Annotated in this window: 18 protein-coding genes and 1 tRNA gene; 5 read left to right on the forward strand and 14 right to left on the reverse strand. The window is 61.9% G+C overall.

Annotation, left to right across the window (positions count from 1 at the left end):
• Positions 1 to 257: 257 nt before the first annotated feature.
• From ABD842_RS18980 to rpmH, 8 genes are all read right to left on the reverse strand, one after another.
• Positions 258 to 1,580: a serine hydrolase gene (locus ABD842_RS18980; protein WP_345117367.1), complete on the reverse strand. Its 1,323-nt coding sequence runs from the start codon at positions 1,578 to 1,580 to the stop codon at positions 258 to 260.
• 99 nt (positions 1,581 to 1,679) lie between these two features.
• Positions 1,680 to 2,891: a hypothetical protein gene (locus ABD842_RS18985; RefSeq protein WP_345117369.1), complete on the reverse strand. Its 1,212-nt coding sequence runs from the start codon at positions 2,889 to 2,891 to the stop codon at positions 1,680 to 1,682.
• Between the two features lie 92 nt (positions 2,892 to 2,983).
• Positions 2,984 to 4,300, reverse strand: coding sequence for an APC family permease (locus ABD842_RS18990; protein WP_345117371.1), 1,317 nt, complete (start codon positions 4,298 to 4,300; stop codon positions 2,984 to 2,986).
• Positions 4,301 to 4,450: 150 nt separating this feature from the next.
• On the reverse strand, positions 4,451 to 4,963 hold the full coding sequence (locus tag ABD842_RS18995) for a DUF2480 family protein (RefSeq protein WP_345117373.1): 513 nt from the start codon (positions 4,961 to 4,963) through the stop codon (positions 4,451 to 4,453).
• A gap of 90 nt (positions 4,964 to 5,053) precedes the next feature.
• Positions 5,054 to 5,749: a tRNA (adenosine(37)-N6)-threonylcarbamoyltransferase complex dimerization subunit type 1 TsaB gene (tsaB, locus tag ABD842_RS19000; RefSeq protein WP_345117375.1), complete on the reverse strand. Its 696-nt coding sequence runs from the start codon at positions 5,747 to 5,749 to the stop codon at positions 5,054 to 5,056.
• A 140-nt stretch (positions 5,750 to 5,889) separates the two neighbouring features.
• Entirely contained in the window at positions 5,890 to 7,596 is a 1,707-nt protein-coding gene (locus ABD842_RS19005; RefSeq protein WP_345117377.1) for a S41 family peptidase, read from the reverse strand.
• A gap of 27 nt (positions 7,597 to 7,623) precedes the next feature.
• The gene (locus ABD842_RS19010; protein WP_345117379.1) at positions 7,624 to 8,040 is read right to left on the reverse strand and encodes a ribonuclease P protein component; all 417 of its coding nucleotides are present in this window, start codon (positions 8,038 to 8,040) and stop codon (positions 7,624 to 7,626) included.
• 40 nt (positions 8,041 to 8,080) lie between these two features.
• Positions 8,081 to 8,239 carry a 50S ribosomal protein L34 gene (gene rpmH / locus ABD842_RS19015; protein ID WP_073104628.1) on the reverse strand — a complete coding sequence of 53 codons (159 nt, stop codon included), beginning with the start codon at positions 8,237 to 8,239 and terminating at the stop codon, positions 8,081 to 8,083.
• A 242-nt stretch (positions 8,240 to 8,481) separates the two neighbouring features.
• Between rpmH and ABD842_RS19020 the strand changes: the two genes are divergently transcribed.
• Together ABD842_RS19020 and ABD842_RS19025 are read left to right on the forward strand one after the other, a co-directional pair.
• On the forward strand, positions 8,482 to 10,215 hold the full coding sequence (locus ABD842_RS19020; protein WP_345117381.1) for a M61 family metallopeptidase: 1,734 nt from the start codon (positions 8,482 to 8,484) through the stop codon (positions 10,213 to 10,215).
• 26 nt (positions 10,216 to 10,241) lie between these two features.
• Positions 10,242 to 11,054, forward strand: coding sequence for a hypothetical protein (locus tag ABD842_RS19025; RefSeq protein ID WP_345117383.1), 813 nt, complete (start codon positions 10,242 to 10,244; stop codon positions 11,052 to 11,054).
• A 109-nt stretch (positions 11,055 to 11,163) separates the two neighbouring features.
• On the opposite strand, the gene ABD842_RS19030 is transcribed toward ABD842_RS19025, so the two are convergent.
• From ABD842_RS19030 to ABD842_RS19040, 3 genes are all read right to left on the reverse strand, one after another.
• Positions 11,164 to 11,493 carry a hypothetical protein gene (locus tag ABD842_RS19030; RefSeq protein WP_345117385.1) on the reverse strand — a complete coding sequence of 110 codons (330 nt, stop codon included), beginning with the start codon at positions 11,491 to 11,493 and terminating at the stop codon, positions 11,164 to 11,166.
• 144 nt (positions 11,494 to 11,637) lie between these two features.
• Positions 11,638 to 12,585: a PfkB family carbohydrate kinase gene (locus tag ABD842_RS19035; RefSeq protein ID WP_345117387.1), complete on the reverse strand. Its 948-nt coding sequence runs from the start codon at positions 12,583 to 12,585 to the stop codon at positions 11,638 to 11,640.
• Between the two features lie 99 nt (positions 12,586 to 12,684).
• Positions 12,685 to 12,758: transfer RNA gene (locus ABD842_RS19040), tRNA-His, on the reverse strand.
• A gap of 181 nt (positions 12,759 to 12,939) precedes the next feature.
• Between ABD842_RS19040 and ABD842_RS19045 the strand changes: the two genes are divergently transcribed.
• Entirely contained in the window at positions 12,940 to 14,352 is a 1,413-nt protein-coding gene (locus ABD842_RS19045) for a DEAD/DEAH box helicase (protein ID WP_345117389.1), read from the forward strand.
• Between the two features lie 148 nt (positions 14,353 to 14,500).
• Here the strand turns inward: ABD842_RS19045 and ABD842_RS19050 are convergent, their stop codons facing one another.
• From ABD842_RS19050 to ABD842_RS19060, 3 genes are all read right to left on the reverse strand, one after another.
• On the reverse strand, positions 14,501 to 14,908 hold the full coding sequence (locus tag ABD842_RS19050) for a hypothetical protein (protein WP_345117391.1): 408 nt from the start codon (positions 14,906 to 14,908) through the stop codon (positions 14,501 to 14,503).
• Positions 14,909 to 15,173: 265 nt separating this feature from the next.
• Positions 15,174 to 15,851: a uracil phosphoribosyltransferase gene (gene upp, locus ABD842_RS19055; RefSeq protein WP_345117393.1), complete on the reverse strand. Its 678-nt coding sequence runs from the start codon at positions 15,849 to 15,851 to the stop codon at positions 15,174 to 15,176.
• The gene (locus ABD842_RS19060) at positions 15,827 to 16,786 is read right to left on the reverse strand and encodes a GNAT family N-acetyltransferase (protein WP_345117395.1); all 960 of its coding nucleotides are present in this window, start codon (positions 16,784 to 16,786) and stop codon (positions 15,827 to 15,829) included. Before ABD842_RS19060 ends, upp begins: the two co-directional genes overlap by 25 nt.
• Positions 16,787 to 16,932: 146 nt before the next feature.
• Here ABD842_RS19060 and ABD842_RS19065 point away from each other — a divergent pair, with 146 nt between their 5' ends.
• Together ABD842_RS19065 and ABD842_RS19070 are read left to right on the forward strand one after the other, a co-directional pair.
• Complete coding sequence (locus tag ABD842_RS19065) at positions 16,933 to 18,936, forward strand: hypothetical protein (protein WP_345117397.1); 2,004 nt, start codon at positions 16,933 to 16,935, stop codon at positions 18,934 to 18,936.
• Between the two features lie 12 nt (positions 18,937 to 18,948).
• Positions 18,949 to 19,308, forward strand: coding sequence for a hypothetical protein (locus ABD842_RS19070; protein ID WP_345117399.1), 360 nt, complete (start codon positions 18,949 to 18,951; stop codon positions 19,306 to 19,308).
• Positions 19,309 to 19,390 lie beyond the last annotated feature (82 nt).

The following is a 19,390-nucleotide window of genomic DNA, read 5'->3' on the forward strand; positions in this document are numbered from 1 at the left end:
ACCCAACTCTTTTTTTCAACCCCCTCCCCCGCAGAGGCCGGTCCTGAAATGCAGGCGAAGCAGGAAGTAGCGCCCTGCCGCGGTCCGGTTTGGGAGTGCAAAAGTGCAGGTCTTTTTTCGCCCTCGCAACCCCTAACCCAAGATTTCTCGTTCTGCTTGATCTTGCCAGGCATCTCTGAAGCCAGTAAAGCTTGGTTGGCTATCTGGAACACAACCGCTTATAAGAAAGTAGTAGACTGGCAGAAAACAAAGAAAATTCAATGGCTTGGGGTTGCGGAAAAGAGTTCATCTAGCTTTGGCCGTATCAAATACTGCCTTTTAGCTTCATATTGATACAATGTCTGGCCTAGCTCAGCCAGAAAGGGCAAGCCAATAGAGGTGTATTCATAGGCGCCATCGTTAATGATGCCATCATTGTTGACATATACGACTGCGCTTAGCATGAACTCAATCTGCTTGAGTGAGTCGGCGAAATAGGCGACATCAGCCAAATAGCCGTGTGACATCCCTACCACATTATACAGGTGTAGTCCTTGCTGAAGGGTTGAATTGGGATTGCGGCCGTAATAAAGATACTTTTTGTAAGCATCGAAGTACTTGTCAGAAGCAAAGGGCCGGAAAGCGGCGGCGTGGGGGGAACTGTGCAGATAGTAGCGGAGGTAGGCGTAATCGGTGGCCATAAGGTTGAAACGCTGGGCGGGGGCCACGGCCTGCGGGAAGATAACGGCCTGCAGAATATCGGTTGCTGACTGGAGCGGCAGGTAGTTGGCCGTGGTGAAATCATACGGGCGCGCCACCAACTGGCCGCCGCCGCGGTAGCCCCGGCCTTTTAGTATTCGACCTAAAGGAAAGCCTAGGGCGGTAGAATTGACGGCGGCGGGCTGCCGGTAGGCTACGGCACCCTGCTCGGTGTAGAGGGCAATGGGATTGGTATAGCGGTTGGCCGTCGTGTCGCAGGGAGCAAAGCGGCGCACGATGCGGATCTGCGGGTAGCCAAGCTGCCAGAGACGCTCGTTGAGGGGGCGCTGGCCGAGAAATTCGTAGAGGCGGTTGTAGGCGTTGTTATCACTGGCCAACAGCATCCGCTTGCAATAGTTGCCAACAGTGTTGAGGCGGTCGGAGTCGGCGGAGGCGACGTAGGAAACGGGGGTCTGGCAGCGGAAAGCAGTGCCCGTGGCCATGGGGCTACGCCGGGTGAGGCCGGCCTGGTGGAGACTATTGAGCTTTTCCAGCGCCAGCGCGGCTACCGGTAGCTTGACGAGGCTGGCGGGGTTGAAGTATTGTCGGGCATCGAGGTGGAAGCTGTGCTGGGTGAACTGCGGCCGGTTTTGCGTGTCGCGGTTTATCTGCGTGTAAATGATTTGCAGCTCATATTTCGCCGCCTTGTTGATAACGGGTGCCAAACGCGGGTTAGCGCGCAGCAAACTGTCCAGCAGCGGACTGTCGACGGGACGACTGGCGGCAATCCGGAGCCGGGGGGCGCGGCGCGGCGCGGCAGCCTGGCTGGTCAGCATCAAGCCCAACGCCAGGAGCGGCAGCGGGGCAGCGAGCAGACACAGAAGATTGCGGGGGTTTCGCATACCTATATTATAATAAGGAAAGGATCCGGGCTCCGGCGCTGCTGCCATTAAAAATGGAGCTGCGGGGAGGCAGCTCCATTTTTAATGGCAGCCAATGGCTTAGCTGGCCGGAGCCACGCGGCGGCGGGCCAGCAGCAGGTTGGAATCGTTCTGCCGCCAATTGTAGCCGGTGCCGAAGGGCAACGGGCGCGGGCGGCGGGTGGAGTCGGCGTAGGCTTTGGTCAGCGCGGGCTGGTACTGCTTGGCGAACAGGTTGATGGGCCGCTTGTAGACGCCGTAGTAGGTAAACTGCCAGTCGGCGGGGCGGAAGTACCTCATGGCAATGCCCGAGTCGTCCTGCAAAACGAAGCTGCTGCGCTCCAGCACCAGGTTGCGCACCTTGGAGAAGTAAGCTTTATGCATCAGGTAGGTGGCCGACTTGACGTAGGTAACCAGCGGCCCCAGGGTGCGGACGTATTTCAGTGCGGCCTCCTTATTGGTGCCCAGCTTCCAGTCGCTGAGGTCGGCGGAGAAGTAGTAGACCTGCTTTTTGCGGCCGGCCTGGTCCAGCAGCTGCATTTCGACCCCGGGAATGACTTTCAGGCCGGGCTGGCGGATAACGGCAGTATCGGCAGCAGTGAGCTGGCCCTGGCCATCGAGCTGCACGTAGCGGATAGCCGCCACCTGGTGGCCGGTGCGGGCGGCAAACAGCATCAGCAGGGGCAGCGAACCATCCAGCTCCACTGACTTCAGGTCAACGGCCATGTCGTTGGTGCGAAAGAAGCTGAAGTTGAGCACCGACCAGAGTGAGGCTTTCAGGGCCGGAAACAGCTTGGGATTTGCCAGCGTGCTCCGGCGCGGCACCGTGCCCACGGGCTCCAGCCCTACCAGTACGTAGGTCTGAGTGGCGGGGAACATCGTTGCCACGTTCAGAAAGTCGGGGCCGCTGAAAGGGTAAAAAACGGTTTGGGCGGCCCGGCGGGCCGAGTCCAGCTCGGTGGCGGCCCAGGGCTGGATCTTGTCGGTCCGGGTCTGGTGGTAACCAGCCCAGCTTTTGTCGGCATCGGCGGCAAAAGTCCGCCAACCCGGCTGGCTGGCCAGGGCACGCAGCTCCCCCTGCTGGCTGACGGGCATGCCGGCCAGATAGGCGGCCACATCCTGCACGGCAGCCGTATCGGCAGCGGCAGGCGCGGGTGGCGGCGGTACCGCGGCTACGGAGTCTACGGAAATTGGAGCCGCGGGCTTTTGCTGTTCGGTGGCCGTGGTTTTTTGCTCAGAGCAGCCAAAAGCGAGAAGAAGCAGCGGCAGCAGCCGCAGAACAGGGTAACGCATGGGAAGGAATGAACGGAGTGGAGCGGCAAGATACCGGGTTTGGGCTGCTTGTCCGGAGCTACTCCCCTCGCCGGAGGCTGGGCAAGCGGAGACTATGCCGGCCGGGTTCTTTTGCCCAGAAAGTAGGCTCCCAGGCCAATGAGCAAGGTCAGCAGACCAAAAAGGGACTCGGTGGGCTTGTCGCGCAGGATAAAAATCAGCGTCCAGCCGCTTAGCGCCAGGAAGATCAGGGGTGTGACGGGGTAGCCCCAGGTGCGGTAAGGCCGGGGCAGGTCAGGCCGGCGCAGGCGCAGGATAAACAGGCCCAGCACCGTGAGAAAGGTGAACAAGCTCAGTACGAAGCCGGCGTAGAGCAGCACTTTCTCAAAGGTCCCGGTGAGCACGAACAGCAGCGTGAGGCCGGTTTGCAGCAGCATGGCCCGGACCGGAATACCCGCCCGGCTGACGCGCGCCAGACCGCGCAAAGCCGGCAGGTCCTCCCCCATTACCTGCACGAGCCGGGGGCCGGCAAAAATCATGGAGCTGACCGTGGACACCAGCAGCCCGGCAATGACAACGCCCATCAGCCGACCCGCCGCCGGACCGAAAAGCTGGCCGGCGACCACGTAGCCGACTTCCAGCTGCCCGGCCAGCTTTGCAATCGGTGTGGAATAAAGAAATACGAAGTTCAGCCCAACATACAGCAGCAGCACCACGGCCGTACCGGCCAGCAGAATCCGGGGTAGGTTGCGCCCCGGCTCGGCCACTTCGCCGGTCAGGTACACGGCGGCATTCCACCCCGAATAGGCGTACGACACATATACGAGTGAAACGGCAAAAGCCGGGCTCAGCAGCTGCTGCCAGTCGGCGCGGAAAGGCACGAAGGAAATGGCCTGGGGCTGGGCCGTCAGCAAACCGGCCCCGATAAAGAACACCAGCACCAGCACCTTCACGGCCGTTATGACCACCTGCAGGCGGCTCCCTACCTGGCGGCTGGTGGCGTGCACGGCCGTCAGGGCTACCACTACCACCACCGACAGCACCTGCGGATTCAGCTCCGGCCACACGCTGGCGGCGTATTTGCCCAGCGCCAGGGCCGCCAGCGCGGTGGGGGCGGCAAAACCCACCGTGGCCGACACCCAGCCCGAGAGAAACCCGACGGCCGGGTGGTAGATCTGCGAGAGGTAGTGGTACTCGCCGCCGGAACGGGGCATGGCGGCGGCCAGCTCGCCGTAGCACAGCGCGCCGCACAACGCAATCAGGCCCCCCACCACCCACAGCATCAGCAGGGCAAAACCGCTCTGAATGCCCAGCACCTGAAACCCGAGGCTGGTAAACACGCCCGTACCCACCATGTTGGCAATGACAATGGCCGTGCCGGCCAGAAAGCTGATTTTGTAGGGGGAAACGGCAGCAGTAGCGGCAGACATAAGGAGGCGAGTGAAGCCCAAAGATGCGCAACAACGCGGCAGTAGAGCGACAAGAGGCACTAGACCGGAAAAAGGGGCCGCAAAAAGCCCCGCGCTCCAGGGGTGGAAGGCGGGGCTTGTTACGGGCAGGACAGACAACCGGCGGCCGGCTCAGGCTTTCGGGCGCTTGTACAGCGGCACGGTGCTGCACGGCTCGCCGTACATGATGCTGCTTGCCACCGGCAGCAGCTTCTGCATGATGGCCACGTAAGCATACGTGGGCACCGGAATGCTGCCGCAGCCCTTTACCACCACCTTCGCGTCGCGGTACGCTTCGGCGTCGATGCCGGCAATGGCTTCCTGGAACAGCTCCTGGTCCAGGGCTTCCAGGTTGCCGAATATGTAGCGGTGGGCGTGGTTTTGGAGCTTGGATGCCAGCAGCATGTAGGCCCAGGTAGGCACAATGGCATCGGCCGAGCAGATGATAGCCACGTTCCGGCCGTCGTACTGGGTCCAGTCATGGGTTTTCACAAACTCGCGAAAGTCCTTTTCGCGCAGCATCAGCCCGTGAAACAGGTTTTCCTTGATGTCATATTCTACCCGCTCACCCGGATGGATCAGCTCCTCCAAGTTCAGGGTAGTCAGCGCGCTTTGCGCCACGCGGTTGACAAAGATTTCTTCCATGGTTTTATGTCTGAGAGCTTAGAACGTGGATAGTAGAGCTTGGAATCTTGGCGTTTTTCTGCCTGATTTCTAAGCTTTGGGTTCTCTCATCTAACTTCTGGCCTTCGGGGTCGTGGTGTACACTTCTTTCAAATAAAACGGCTCGTAGTAGGCCACGTCGCGGAAATCCTGCCGTTCGAAGGCCGCCTGCGCCAGCATGCCCACCGCAACAGCGGAAGGCTCAACGCCGGGCAGGAAGCCCGCATTCAGCTGATCTGCCACGAGCGGCTGAAACTTCGCTGCGCCACTACCAAAGAACAACAAGCGGTGATGGGCTAATTGTTCGGCCAGCGTGGCTGAATCCAGCAGCAGCGGCGCGGGCGCCAGCACTTCCCGGCCGTCGGGGCGGTACAAAGCACTGTACACTTCCATCCGCCGGGCATCGAGCATGGGGCAGAACAGCACGTCGGCGGCCCCGGCGGTGCAGGCGGCCACCTGCGCCGCCATAGCGGGCAGGGTGCCAACGGCAATGAGGGGAATATCCAGGGCGAAGCACAGCCCCTTGGCCGCCGCCGCCCCGATGCGCAGCCCCGTGTACGACCCCGGCCCATCCGACACGGCCACCGCCGCCAGCTCCTGGAGCGTAACCTGGCTGTTTTCGAGCAGCTGGTTGACCAAAACGCTCAAATGGGACGAGTGCGACTTCTCCAGCCGCAGCTCCGACTGCCCCACGAGGCTACCGTCGCGGTGCAGGGCCACCGAGCAGATCGGGGACGAGGTTTCGAGGGAAAGGATGAGGGTGGGCATGCGGCAAAGGTACGCGCTTCACTTCTGCAGTTTCGTGCGCGCCAGTCATCATAAGGCCCAAGGCGAAAAAAGCTTGGTGTAAAAGCAGAAAAGCAGCCCCAGGATGAGGCTGCTTTCGATACCTTACAATACTTGGTAGGCTACTTCCCTCCCGCCGTCCTGCGGTTCGCCTCGGGCCGGGTCTTGGCTTCCGGGGTACCGGGCTTGAGCAGGGCGGTATAACGGGCCGGGTCGTTGAGCACGTTCATGGCCGTCAGGATGTTCGGGTCGTCGTCGAAGCCGGCTTCGATGCTGCCCTTCTGGAAGTAGTAGCGCGACACGATTTCCTGCTCCAGCATCTCCCGGATTTCGGGCTTGAAGCGCATCAGGTCGTTGCTCTTGTTGGTCGAAACCTTCTTGCGCATGGCTTCCAGCTCGATCTTCACGTCGTCGTAGTGCTTTTCGTCCTTGGCCTTTTTAGTCAGGTCGGTCAGGCTCTTCTCCATGTCGGTGCTGTAGCTGATGTCCTTGGTTTTCAGGAAATCGACAAACTTCTGGTAGTCGGCGTCAGCCAGCTTGAAGTCGCGGGCCGGGGCAATGGTAGCGTGCTCGGCGCGGTAGCGGGTGGCGTAGTCGAAGAGGTAGCTCTTCTGGATGAGCACCCGGGAAATATCGGCTATTTCCTTGTCGGCTACGGCCACGTCGGGGGCCACGCCGCCGCCGTCGTACACCACGCGGCCGGCCTGGGTTTTGAAAGCCGTGCGCAGCGAGTCCGGGAATTTACCCAGCGTGCCGTCGTCGGCGCGGTGGGCATAGTCGACTTCCTGAATGCAGCGGCCGCTGGGAATGTAGTATTTGGCCGTCGTCACCTTCAGCTGGGAGTTGTAGCTCAGCGGCCGGGTAGCCTGCACGAGGCCCTTGCCGAAGGTCCGCTCGCCCACCACCACGGCCCGGTCGTAGTCCTGCAACACCCCCGACACGATTTCGGAGGCCGACGCCGAGCGGTTGCTCGTGATGATGACCACCGGAATCTGGGTATCCAGCGGCGCGTCGAGGGCTTTATAGGTCTTGTTCCACTCCGTCACCTTGCCCTTGGTGCTCACCACGTCAAGGCCTTTATCGACGAAGATGTTGGAAATATTCACGGCCTCGTTGAGCAGGCCGCCGGGGTTGTCGCGGATGTCGAACACGATTTTCTTCGCGCCCATTTCCTTGAGCTTGCCCAGGGCCACGCGCACTTCCTTGCCGGCATCCACGGTGAAGCCCGTCAGCTGGAAGTAGCCGATTTCGGGCGTCAGCATGCCGTAGTACGGCACGTTGTCGACCTGAATCTTGTCGCGGGTGATGTTGACTTCGACGGGCTTGTCCTGGCCGTAGCGCGTTACTTCGAGCTTGGCCAGGGAGTTGGCCTGGCCCTTCAGCAGCTTGCTGATGTCGGCGTTGTTCTTTTTCTCAACGTTAACACCATTGATGGTCAGAATCTCGTCGCCGGGGAGCAAACCGGCTTTCTGGGCCGGATAGCCCTCGTAAGCCGCCTGCACGATGGTTTTGCCGTTGCGCTTCACCACCACCGCCCCGATACCGCCGTACTGCCCGGTGGTCAGGGTGCGGAAGTCCTCGATATCGTCCTCGGGGATGTAGTTGGTGTACGGGTCCAGCGACTTAAGCATCGCGTCGATACCGGTTTTTACCAGCTTGCCGGGCGTCACCTCGTCCACGTAATAAGTGTTCACCTCCTTGAAGAGGGTGGCGAAAATGTCGAGGTTCTTGGCGATTTCGAAGTACCGCTCGTTGTCAGAGGCCGGACGAAAGGATACGAGCAAGGCGGCGCTTCCGAGGAACAGGCCGGCAACGATCTTTTTACGCATAAAATCAGCTGGAGGCGAAAAAGTGAGCTACGAAGGAGACACCGCGGCAGCCGCGGGAGTTGCGTCTTGCAGCAAACGCTCCAGCCCTGAAATTAATTTTTTTTCAACCAGCGTAAAAGGCTTTTTTTCCTTGCCCGTGTAAATGAGGGCCAGCAGCGCCACCGGATGCCCGCCCGGCGCTTCCAGCAGCCGGTATTTGTTGAGCCGGTAGGCCTCGCGCAGCAGCCGCTTGAGGTAGTTGCGGTCAACGGCACGCTTAAAGCTGCGCTTCGACACGCTGACCAGCACCTGCGGCGGGGCCGTAGTAGGCGCTTCGGCCGCAATCCAGACGAGGCGCAGGGGGTATAAGCCAAAAGAAGAACCCCGGCCGAAAAGCTCAGTAATGAGCTTTTTGCGGCACAAGTGTTCTTCTTTCGGAAACGAGTAAGAGCGCGCGGCCGGCATCTGAGCCGGTTCGGGCGCCACGGCAGGAGCCGTCAGCGGTTTAGCGCTTGTGTTTGCCTTCGTCGGATACGGTCAGGCGCTTGCGGCCTTTGGCACGACGACGGGCCAGCACGCTGCGGCCGTTAACAGATTCCATACGCGAGCGAAAACCGTGTTTGTTGCGGCGCTTGCGCTGCGAAGGCTGGAAGGTACGTTTCATGATATGTTGAAGACTTCAGTGGCAGGTAAGGCCGGCAAAGGTAAGACCTTGATTTGGAAAAGACAACGCCTGCGCCGGCTTTTTCCGCTGGGCGCTAAGTTGGCGGCCCAGCAGGCTGTTAGGGCTAACTGCCGACCCTACCCCCCGGAATCCCGTAGGAAAGAATGGCGGGCTGCGGTTGATTCCGGGCGGATAGCCCTAGCTTTACCTTGGAATTTTCGGCCCTGCCGCCCTCTCCCTGCATGATTCACTACCACGTCGCCTTCGAGAACCCGCTGACCTTCTACCTGCAGCTGCAAATGACTTTCGAGGTGCCCGCCACGGCTCCCGAAGCCTTGGAGCTGCAGCTGCCGGCGTGGCGGCCAGGGCGCTACGAAATCCAGAATTTTGGCCAGAAGATTCAGCGCGTGACGGTGGAAGATGCCGCATCGGGGGAGAGCCTGCGCTTCCGCAAGCAGACCAAGGACCGCTGGGAAGTGACGGGCGCGGCGGGCCGCGCGGTGCGGGTGCGCTACAACTTCTACGCCCACCAGATGGATGCCGGTGGCTCCTGGCTCGACGAAACCCAGCTGTACCTGAACCCGGTTCAGGCCTGCATGTACGTGGACGGCCGCCAGCAGGAAGCCTGCGAAATGACGCTGGCGTTGCCCGAGGGCTGGCAGATTGCCTGCGGCATGCCCCAAAGCGCGCCCAATACGCTGCGGGCCCGCAGCTTCGAGGAGTTGGTCGACTGCCCGCTGATGGCCAGCCCGACGCTGGTACACCGCACCTACGAAGCCCAGGGCCTGCCTTTCTACTTCTGGGTGCAGGGTGAGTGCGCGCCCGACTGGCCCCGGCTGCTGCGCGACTTCAAGGCCTTCACCGAAGAGCAGCTGGCGCTGTTCGGCTCGTTTCCGGTATCGGACTACCACTTCCTGAACCAGATTCTGCCCTACAAGCACTACCACGGCGTGGAGCACGCCAACTCCACAGTGATTGTGCTGGGGCCGGCCGAGCTGCTGATGACGGAAGGGCTGTACAAGGAGCTGCTGGGCGTCAGCTGCCACGAGCTGTTTCATACCTGGAACATCAAGCAGATCCGGCCCGCCGAGATGATGCCCTACGATTATACCCGGGAAAACTACTTCCGCACCTGCTACATCGCCGAGGGCGTGACCACCTACTACGGCGAGTACCTGCTGGCCCGGGCCGGGGTGCGCACCGCCGAGCAGTATTTTCAGGAGCTGAACGTCGTGCTGCGCAAGCACTACGACGACGACGGCCGCTTCAACCTGTCGTTGGCCGATGCCTCGGTGGATTTGTGGCTCGATGGCTACAAACCCGGCGTGCCCGACCGCAAAGTATCGGTCTACCATAAGGGCGCGCTGGTGGCCCTGCTGCTCGACCTGACGCTGCGTCGCCTGAGCCACCACGAGCGCAGCCTCGACGACGTGATGCGCCGGCTGTGGCTGGAATTCGGTCAGCCCGGCATCGGCTACACCGAGGACGACTACATCCGCCTCGTAAACGAAGTGGCCGGGCGCGACATGCAGACCTACTTCGACAAGTTTGTGTATGGCACCGCGTCGCTGGAGGAGCCGCTGGGCAAAGCTCTGGAGCTGGTGGGCTGCCTGCTGCTGGCCGAACCGAACCTGTCGGCCTCAGAAGGGCTGTTCGGGTTCCGCACCATCGTCAGGAATGAGCGGACTGAGGTGACGGATATCCTGCCCGGCACGCCGGCGGCAGCTACTTTGACTGTCGATGATGAAATTATTGCGGTGAATGGCAGGAAGGTAGCCATGAATCTGCAAACTTTGCTGGACGATGGTGCCGCCAGCTACCAGCTCAGCGTATTCCGGCAGAACCGACTGCTAACCGTGACGCTGACCGCCAATCCGGAGCAGCCCTACTGGCCGAAAATCACCGTGCAAAAGCGGCCGGATGCCACGCCTGAGCAACGGGCCAGCTTCCGGCAGTGGCTCAAACAAGACTTCTAATACGCGCACTTCTTTACCTCCTTTTTATGTCTCGGCTTGGTGCGGTGGCAATAGCTCTGCTGGTGGCAGCAGGGCTCACGGCCTGTTCGCTACGGATGCAGCCCGCCGAACGGGCGCGGCCGTCGGTGAAACCAGTTCCGGCCGTGGCAGCGCTGCCACCGCCCAAGCCGCCGCGCATCTACCGCCTGGCCCACCTCGACACGCTGGTGAAGCTGCCCGGCCGCGTTATCAGCCTCTACCCGGCGCCGCGCCGCACCTACGAGCAGCTGCCCCCACCCGCCTGGCTGGCCCCACCAGCCGCCGAGTCGGAAGCCGAGGAGCTGGACTTGACGGTGGAGGAAAAGCGGCAGCTGCAGCAGGCGGGGCCAAAGGTGAAGCGCGTGGGCAAAACGCTCTGGCTACGCCCCACCGCGGCCCCCGCCGTGCAGCTGGTGAACAAGCTGGCCGACGATGACACCTACACCACCTACGAATACCTCACCGCGCTGCCCGACATCCACTACTGGCTCGTCTCGGTACACCTCTACGAAGGCGGCTATTACCTGCTGATAAACCAGCGGACGGGCAAGCGCACCCGGGTCTGGAGCCCGCCGTCGGTGGCGCCCGATGGCCGGCACTTCGTGTGCGGCAACTCCGACGTGCTGGCCCGCTTCGAGCCCAGCGGCCTGCAGGTGTGGTCTACCGACGGCCCGGCCCCGCGCCTGCTCTGGGAGCGGCAGACCGAGTGGGGCGTCAGCGGCCCGCGCTGGCTCGACAACAAAACCATCCTCTTCGAGCAGGACTTCTTCGACAACGGCGACGTGGACACCCGCGTGGTGCGCATGACGGTGGTGCCGTAGCGGCGGCCGGCCAGTGGTCGTCATCCGCAGCAGTTATGAAAGCCCGTAAACAAAGAAAACCCCGCCAGAATCCTCTGGCGGGGTTTTTCGTATGGAGTTGAACGCTCGATTAGTGCTTGGTGTCGCCGCCTTTGCCCACTTTGCTGTTGCCGTCGACGGACATGGGCTTGTTGCCCTGCGGGTTGTTGCGCGGCTTGTTGGCCGGCGAGGTGCGCTGGTCCTCGTTGTTACCGTCGCCGGGGGTGCTGTTTTTGGTCGGGTTGCCGGCTTCGTTCAGGCCGTTCTGATTCACGTTCTGCATGTGCGTGCCCCCGCTATTGGACTGCGCCTGCCCCTTGAAGTCCATGGACTCCTGGTTTTTCGGCTCCTGCCCGGACGCGTCGGCCGGCTTCTTCGATTTTTCCGAGTTCGTGGGCGCTTTATCTTGATGCTTGGTCATGGCGGTAAAAGCTTAAGTGGGAAATTTCTTTGTCTTTGTACCGCCCCCGCGCGCAAATAGTTGTGCCCGATGGCGCACAAAAAACCCTGCTGGTCCTTGTCCGGGGCCAGCAGGGTTTCGAAACAAAGGGCGACGGGCGGTCGGCTACACGTTTTGCACGGCCGTGGCGGGAACTACCTCCACCAGGTCGGCAAACTGCTTTTCGCGGGCTTCAATTTCCTCGGACTGCAGGTTCAGCAGCCGCTCGGTCCCGAACTTCTCGACGCAGAACGAGGCCATGGCCGAGCCGTGGATGACGGCGCGCTTCATGTTGTCGAAGCTGATGTCGTCAGTGGCGGCCAGGTAGCCGATAAAGCCGCCCGCGAACGTGTCGCCGGCGCCGGTTGGGTCGAACACTTCCTCCAGCGGCAGAGCCGGGGCGTAGAAAATCTTCAGGCCTTCCTTGGCGTGCTGAAACAGCAGCGCGCCGTGCTCCCCCTTTTTGATGATGAGGTATTTCGGCCCCATATCCAGGATCTTGCGGGCTGCCTTCACCAGCGAATACTCGCCCGACAGCTGCCGGGCTTCCTCGTCGTTGATGCTGAGCACGTCCACCATCTCGATGGTCGCAATCAGGTCTTCCAGGGCAATATCCATCCAGAAGTTCATCGTGTCCATTACGATGAGCTTGGGGCGGTTTACGAGGCGCTGAATCACCAGGCGCTGCACCTGCGGGGCCAGATTGCCCAGCATCAGGTACTTGCAGTCCTGGTAGGAATCGGGCAGAATCGGGTCGAAATCGGCCAGCACGTTGAGCTCCGTCACCAGCGTTTCGCGCGAGTTCAGGTCCTTGGAGTAGATGCCCGACCAGAAGAACGACTTCTCGCCCTGCTTGATCTGCAGGCCTTCGGTATCCACGCCGTGCTCTTCGAGCAGCAGGATGTCGGCCTGCGGAAAGTCGTCGCCGACGACGGCCACCAGCTTCACTGGTTTCAGCGAGTAGGAAGCCGACAGGCTGATGTAGGTGGCGGCGCCGCCGATGATTTTGTCGGTTTTGCCGAAGGGCGTTTCCAGGGCGTCGAAGGCGACGGAACCGATAACAACCAGACTCATAGTCAGTGGGGTAAGGGGGTGTGGGCAAAATACCGGTGCGGAAACAACGGTGCAATCAACAAAAAAGTCCCCGAAAGAAACTTCCGGGGACTTGCTACGGGTAAATAATGGGGCTCGAACCCACGACCTTCGGAATCACAATCCGACGCTCTAACCAGCTGAGCTATATCTACCGTGTTGGGGTATTGGAGCGACAAAAGTAGCCGCCGCAATGGTTTTATCCAAGGATCGGGCGCTTTTTTTTCTGGTCCGCGGTTATTCCCGGCCGGGCATTTCGGCGCTTTCCCCTGATACTTAGCCTGCCCCGACTACATTCCCCGTACCTTTGCGGTTCGTAATCCCTTTTTTGCTGTCATGTCTGAGTCGCCTGCCCCCATTTCCTTCGCCGATTTTAAGCTCAACAAACAACTGCTCACGGCCGTGGCCGAGGCCGGTTTTGAGCAGCCCACCCCCGTGCAGGAGCAGACGATTCCGCTGCTGCTGGCCGGCCACGACGTGCTCGGCATTGCCCAGACCGGCACCGGCAAAACGGCCGCGTTTGGCCTGCCCCTGCTCATGAAGGTGAAGTATGCCCAGGGCACGCACCCGCGGGCCCTCATCATGGCTCCTACCCGGGAGCTGGCCATGCAGATCGAAACCCACCTCAAGCGCCTGTCGACGCACACCGACCTGCGGATTTTCTCCATCTACGGCGGCCTGGGCCCCAAAACCCAGATCGAAACGCTGGCCGCCGGCGTGGATATCCTGATTGCCACGCCCGGCCGCCTGCTCGAGCTCTACCTGCGCGGCGACCTGGTGCTGAAGGAGCTCAAGACCCTGGTGCTCGACGAGGCCGACAAGATGATGGATATGGGCTTTATGCCCCAGATCCGGCGGATCCTGGAAATCATTCCCCGCAAGCGCCAGAACGTGCTGTTCTCGGCGACTATGCCCGACAAGGTGGCCACGCTGAGCGAGGAGTTCCTGGAGTTTCCGGTGCGCGTGGAGGTGACGCCGGCCGCTACCTCGGCCCAGAACGTGAGCCAGAGCCTGTACCGGGTGCCCAACCTGCTCACCAAGATCAACCTGCTGGGCTATCTGTTCAAGGACGAGGAAACCTTCAACCGGGTGCTGATCTTCTGCCGCACCAAGGAAAACGCCGACAACGTGGCCCACTTCCTGGCCCGCAAGGTGAGTGAGGATACCCGCGCCATTCACGGCAACAAGGGCCAGAACGTGCGCATCAACGCCATGGACGCCTTCCGCGCCGGCGAGCTGCGCTTTCTGGTATCGACCGACGTGGCGGCCCGCGGCATCGACGTGCCCCAGGTAAGCCACGTGATTAACTTCGACGTGCCGCTGGTGTACGACGACTACGTGCACCGCATCGGGCGCACGGGCCGGGCCCAGCACACCGGCGCGGCCATTACCTTCGCCAACGAGGCGGAAATGCACCACATCGAGAAGATTTCGGAGCTCATCAACCAGCCGATTCCCGAGCTGCCGCTGCCCGAAGGCGTGAAAGTGATGGAAACCATGTTCGATGAGAAGCAGTCGATGGACCGCGAAATCGATGACCGCCGCCGCCGCCTCGACCCCGATTTCAAGGGCGCCTTCCACGAGAAGAAAACCCCGCTCCAGAAAGGCATCGACAAGCGCACCGGCCAGGCCTACGTGGAAGGCCCGAACCGCAGCCAGAAAGGCAAGAAGAAGCGGGCCTCGCCGGGCAAAACCCAGTCGCCGGCCGCCAAGGCCTCGGCCAAGCTGCGCAACTCCCGGCACAAGTAGGTTTTGGGTGAGTGGTTTTTAGCTCAACCTCTACAAAGAAAAAGAGTCCGCAGCATAAGCTGCGGACTCTTTTTCTTTGTAGAGGTTGAAAGACCAAAGGCAGTAGGTGGTCTGGTCTAAAAACCAAAAGCCACCCACCAAAAACCAACTAGTGGTGGAAGAACGGCAGGTGGCTGAAGCGGACACTGATCATGGTGAAGGCCGCGCCCCAGAACATGGCGCTCCAGAGCATGTGTAGAAAGATGCGCAGGCGCGGCACGTGCAGCTGGGTGGCAATGACGGTGCCGCCGATGGGGCTGAACAGAATCGGCGTCAGAAAGGCAATGCCCGGCATACCGAAGCGGCGGAAAAAGCGCACAATATTGCGGCTGCGCTTGGTAAACACCGGCTTGCCCTTCAGCTGGCGGCGGCGACGCTGGTGCAGGGCCCAGGCCTGCCCGACGCTGGATATGATCAGCACCGTGGTCATCATGCCGGCTACGGTGAGGCCCAGGGTCAGCATGTAGTTCAGGCCGATGGACACTCCGGCAATGGGGCCGGCAAAGAACTTAACCATGCTGAGCAGGAAAACGGAGGCGCATTTGAAAAAGTAGGGCAGCACGGTCGTTTTCGAAGCTAAAAGAGTGACGCAGGTAATCCCGCCGGAACCGCGGAAGGCAAAGCTACTAAGGAGGCCTACCGGGATTTGGTTCCGGGGCATTATGCCTTTGTTGCTTCTGACCGCCCGGCAAAAATCGGGCTACGCTGCCAAAAATGCGGAGCCGGGCTACGGCAGGCGGAGCCGAACGGGCGGGCTGCCCCGGGTTTGCCCCGCTCCGACCCTACAGCTTGCTGCCGTACGACAGGTCGCCGGCGTCGCCGAGGCCGGGCACGATGTAAGCCTGCTCGTTGAGCTTTTCGTCGATGGCGGCCACCCAGAGCGTGGCTTCGGGAATCTCGCGGGTCACGTACTCCACGCCTTCGGGACTGGCAATGACGGCGGCAATGTGCACCTGCCGCGGCTGGCCGAAGCGCAGCATGGCCCGGTAGGTCTGCACCAATGACTTGCCGCTGGCCAGCATCGGGTCGGCCAGAATCAGGACCCGCTCGTCCAGGCTGGGGGCCGACAGGTAGTCGACCTGCACGCGCACCTGGGCCGTGCCCTCGATGCGGTAAGCGGCGGCAAAGGCACTCGGCGACTGGTCGAAGTAATTGAGGAACCCCTGGTGAAACGGCAGTCCGGCGCGCAGCACCGTGGCCAGCACCGGAAAGTCGTGCAGCTGCTTGCTGACGGACTCGCCCAGCGGGGTTTTCACGCTTTTCTCGGTGTAGCTGAGCTGGGAGCTGATTTTGTAGGCCATGATTTCGCCCAGGCGCTGCAGGTTGCGGCGGAAGCGCAGACTGTCGCGCTGCACGTCCACGTCGCGCAGCTCGGCCAGGAAGTGGTTGGCAATGGAGGGTTCGGCACACACAATGTGCACGCGTTCGGGGTGGCTCAGGCTTGGCTTCGGCGTTTCCATAGTAGATACCAGGGCAAGGAGGTTTGGGTGAGCGCCGCGTAAGGCACGGGGGCGGCGCCGAAGTTGGCAAAAAAACGGGCAATCGACGGAATCATGCCGCCTTCAAAGTCCAGCACCAGGCCGGGGGTGCCGGCGTAGCGCCGGATGAGGTGGTCGGGCAGCAGCAGCGGGGCACCGGCCTGCTTGCCCGCGGGCGAGGCAGCGGCAAACAGGTAGATGAGGCGGCGGGCCGTGACGACGAACACGGCCCCGGCCAGCAGCGCACCGTCACCAGGACTGCGCACTTCCAGGATCTGCACCTGCTGCCGGGCCTGCAAAGCCGTTACCAGCTGGCTTAGCTGGCGGTAGTGCCGCGCTTTGAGCCCGGCTACCGCCCCGCCCTTAAATTCTTGAAACAGCTCGATTACAGCTTTGGCTGACGCAGCCTCCGAAATGAGCAGCGGCGTGGCCTGCTGCTGGTGCTGGCGCAGGCGGCGGCGGTAGTCGGCGGCGTAGCCGGCCAGCAGGGTGGCATAATCCGCGGCCAGCGGCAGCAGATAGGTCTGCCGCTGGGCCACCGCGAAAGCGTCTGGCACGTGGCCGACCGGGTTTTCCGCGTTGAGCTGGAGGTAGAACCGCGCGTAGCGGTGGGCCAGCAGCGCCAGGTACTCGGCCGGCTGGCGGTGCCGGCTGCGGGCCGTGGTGAGCAGGCCCAGCTGCTGGGTGAATGCCGGCTGGTAGACCTGCCGCCCCCAGGGCCGCCGCTTCACGGGCAGCGCCAGCACCGACAGATACCGGTCCGACGCCTCTTCGACTTCGACCACGGCATCCCAGCGGCCGGCCGTGGCCCGCAGCCACGCCGCCTGCGCGTAGGGCACCGCCTGCTCAGCCGCCGCCACGCAGGCATCCCAGGCGGTCAGGTTGAGGGCGGAAAAAGGCAGGTATTGCAGCGGCACGGGGTAAAGGTAGAGAGTTCGGGCCGGCTGAGGCCGGGAAAATCCGCCGGCTGCCGTCAGGTTGGGGCAACCTAAAGTCCACTCCTGCGGTAACTGCGTAGCTTTGCGTAAGCCGGAGACTCTCCCGAAGCGCGGCTCTGCCTCCTATGAACAAATTCCTACTGCTCCTGCTGCTGCCGGTTTTCAGTGCCCTGGCACCCGCCGCCACGGCCCAGACAACACCCACCCAGACTACCCCGCCGGCTTCCACCGATAAAGATCCGGTCTGGCTGATTTTCGACCATCCGATTACGCCCGAGGACGGATCCAAGCCTAAGCCGGCCCCCCGAAGCTCGTCGCCGAAGCCGGCCAAAATCGATACGCCCGCTGTAGCGCCGGCCCCGGCCCCGGCCGGTACTGAGCCTGCGCCGAACATAGCCAGCCCGCCGCCCGCCGCTGGCTCTGCGCCGGCCGTTTCTGCTCCGGTGCCCCCCGCTCCCAAGATGCGCTATTCGGGCAGGGCCACGCAGGGCTCTACCTACGTGCCGCTTGACCAAGATGTGTACCGCCTCATTGACCGCTACGCCATCAAGTACGGGTCCGATTCGCTTGGCGACCCGCACACCTCCGTGCGACCCTACCACCGGGCCGGCGTGGCCCGCCTCGGAGAGCGAATCTTAAGCGAAGACAACGCGGCGGGACTTTCGGCGGCCGACCAGTTTAATGCCACCTATCTGCTGCGTGACAACTGGGAATACACCGACGCGGCCTCGACCGTAAACCAGCGCCCGCGGCCGGTGTTCAAGTATTTCTATACGAACCAGTCGGACGTGTTTCACGTCGCCAAGCCGGACTTCACGTTGCGCGTGAACCCGGTAGCGGGCTTACAAGCCGGCTACGACAACCAGAACGGCGGCCTGCGCTACCTCAACACCCGCGGCCTGCAGGTAGAAGGCACCATTGATGGCCGCCTGGGCTTCTACACCTTTCTGGCCGACAACCAGATGGCGGTGCCGGCCTACGTGCAGAACCGGGTGCAGCGCGACAGTATCGTACCCCACGAAACCTTCCTGAAAAACTTCAAGGGCCGCGCCGACCAGTACGACTTTTTCTCGGCCCGGGGCTATCTGACCTACGCGGCTACCAAGCATATCAACGTGCAGTTGGGGCACGACCGAAACATCATCGGCAACGGCTACCGCTCCCTGATTTTGTCCGACTATTCGGCCCCCTACTTCTTTCTGAAGCTGAACACGCGCATCTGGAAGTTCAACTACCAGAACTTGTTTGCCGAGCTCAACGCCAATGCCATTGGTACCAACCAGGTGTACCCCAAAAAGTACATGGCCATGCACCATCTCAGCCTCGACGTGACTCCCAACTTCAACGTAGGTGTGTTTGAGTCGGTGATGTTTGCCCGGGGGAAAGGGCGCTTTGAGCTGCAGTACCTGAACCCGATTATTTTCTACCGCAGCATTGAGCAGCAGGTGGGCTCGGCCGACAACGCCCTGCTCGGCGCCGACTTTAAATGGAACATCCTGCACCGCGGCCAGATTTACGGGCAGCTGATGCTCGACGAATTCGTTATCAGCGAAGTGCGCGCCGGCAATGGCTGGCAGGGCAACCGGCAATCCTTCCAGCTGGGCGGCAAATATATCGACGTGGCCGGCATCCGCAACCTCGACCTGCAGGCGGAGTTCAACTACATCCGGCCCTACACCTACCAGCACGTGAGCGAATACACCAACTACCAGCACTACCGGCAGCCGCTGACTCACCCAATGGGGTCTAACCTGTACGAGATTATCGGCATCGTGAGCTACCAGCCGCTGCCCCGCCTGAACGTGGTGGCCAAGGCTTTCTACTCGGAGCAAGGGCTGGATAACGCCACCCCGGACCCCGCTTCCCAGCCCAACTACGGCGGCAACGTGCTGAAGCCCTACACCACCCGCGTCAGCGAGTATGGCAACAGTGTGGGCCAGGGCAACACCACCCGGCTGCTGCACGGCGACCTGACGGCTACTTATCAGCTTCACCACAACCTGTGGCTCGACGCCAAGCAGATTGTGCGCCGCCAGACCAGCGCCACGCCGGCGCTGGGCAATGGCACGGAGGCGTTTTCGTCGGTGACCGTACGCTGGAACATTGCCCAGCGTCTCCACGAGTTTTAAGCCCGGCCCCCGATGCGCCACGAACCGGCTGCGCTGCTGCTTTTCCGGCCCGTCGATCAGGCGGAGCTGGACTTGATTGCCGCCACCGACTGGCTGGCGTTTCCGCCCGGCGGACCCGGGCAATGGGTCTTCTACCCCGTGCTGCAGGAGGAATATGGCACCCAGCCGGCCTGCGACTGGAGCGGGCCGGACTCCGGCGTGGGCTACGTGGTGCGCTGTGCCGTTGATGCCGACTACGCCGCACAGTTTCCGGGGCAAACCGTAGGCCACGCCCACCATGAGGAGCTGTGGGTGCCGGCCGCCGAGCTGACCGAATTCAACCGCAACATTCTGGGCCGGATCGAGGTGGTGGCTATTGTTCCGGCCGGCTGACCCGCGGGAAGCCACCCGCACCCGGCGGCTGCTTTCAACAAACCGCGCCGCCTGCAATCGGCGCGGCTGGTTATGGGTGGCA

The sequence above is a fragment of the Hymenobacter algoricola genome, assembly GCF_039539525.1.
In the GTDB taxonomy this organism is placed as follows: Bacteria; Bacteroidota; Bacteroidia; order Cytophagales; family Hymenobacteraceae; genus Hymenobacter; species Hymenobacter algoricola.

What these genes read in the sequence shown, in the direction of transcription:
- ABD842_RS18980 (WP_345117367.1), bottom strand. Translation starts at nt 1,580, where the DNA reads ATGCGAAACCCCCGCAATCTTCTGTGTCTGCTCGCTGCCCCGCTGCCG.
- ABD842_RS18985 (WP_345117369.1), bottom strand. Translation starts at nt 2,891, where the DNA reads ATGCGTTACCCTGTTCTGCGGCTGCTGCCGCTGCTTCTTCTCGCTTTT.
- ABD842_RS18990 (WP_345117371.1), bottom strand. Translation starts at nt 4,300, where the DNA reads ATGTCTGCCGCTACTGCTGCCGTTTCCCCCTACAAAATCAGCTTTCTG.
- ABD842_RS18995 (WP_345117373.1), bottom strand. Translation starts at nt 4,963, where the DNA reads ATGGAAGAAATCTTTGTCAACCGCGTGGCGCAAAGCGCGCTGACTACC.
- tsaB (WP_345117375.1), bottom strand. Translation starts at nt 5,749, where the DNA reads ATGCCCACCCTCATCCTTTCCCTCGAAACCTCGTCCCCGATCTGCTCG.
- ABD842_RS19005 (WP_345117377.1), bottom strand. Translation starts at nt 7,596, where the DNA reads ATGCGTAAAAAGATCGTTGCCGGCCTGTTCCTCGGAAGCGCCGCCTTG.
- ABD842_RS19010 (WP_345117379.1), bottom strand. Translation starts at nt 8,040, where the DNA reads ATGCCGGCCGCGCGCTCTTACTCGTTTCCGAAAGAAGAACACTTGTGC.
- rpmH (WP_073104628.1), bottom strand. Translation starts at nt 8,239, where the DNA reads ATGAAACGTACCTTCCAGCCTTCGCAGCGCAAGCGCCGCAACAAACAC.
- ABD842_RS19020 (WP_345117381.1), top strand. Translation starts at nt 8,482, where the DNA reads ATGATTCACTACCACGTCGCCTTCGAGAACCCGCTGACCTTCTACCTG.
- ABD842_RS19025 (WP_345117383.1), top strand. Translation starts at nt 10,242, where the DNA reads ATGTCTCGGCTTGGTGCGGTGGCAATAGCTCTGCTGGTGGCAGCAGGG.
- ABD842_RS19030 (WP_345117385.1), bottom strand. Translation starts at nt 11,493, where the DNA reads ATGACCAAGCATCAAGATAAAGCGCCCACGAACTCGGAAAAATCGAAG.
- ABD842_RS19035 (WP_345117387.1), bottom strand. Translation starts at nt 12,585, where the DNA reads ATGAGTCTGGTTGTTATCGGTTCCGTCGCCTTCGACGCCCTGGAAACG.
- ABD842_RS19045 (WP_345117389.1), top strand. Translation starts at nt 12,940, where the DNA reads ATGTCTGAGTCGCCTGCCCCCATTTCCTTCGCCGATTTTAAGCTCAAC.
- ABD842_RS19050 (WP_345117391.1), bottom strand. Translation starts at nt 14,908, where the DNA reads ATGGTTAAGTTCTTTGCCGGCCCCATTGCCGGAGTGTCCATCGGCCTG.
- upp (WP_345117393.1), bottom strand. Translation starts at nt 15,851, where the DNA reads ATGGAAACGCCGAAGCCAAGCCTGAGCCACCCCGAACGCGTGCACATT.
- ABD842_RS19065 (WP_345117397.1), top strand. Translation starts at nt 16,933, where the DNA reads ATGAACAAATTCCTACTGCTCCTGCTGCTGCCGGTTTTCAGTGCCCTG.
- ABD842_RS19070 (WP_345117399.1), top strand. Translation starts at nt 18,949, where the DNA reads ATGCGCCACGAACCGGCTGCGCTGCTGCTTTTCCGGCCCGTCGATCAG.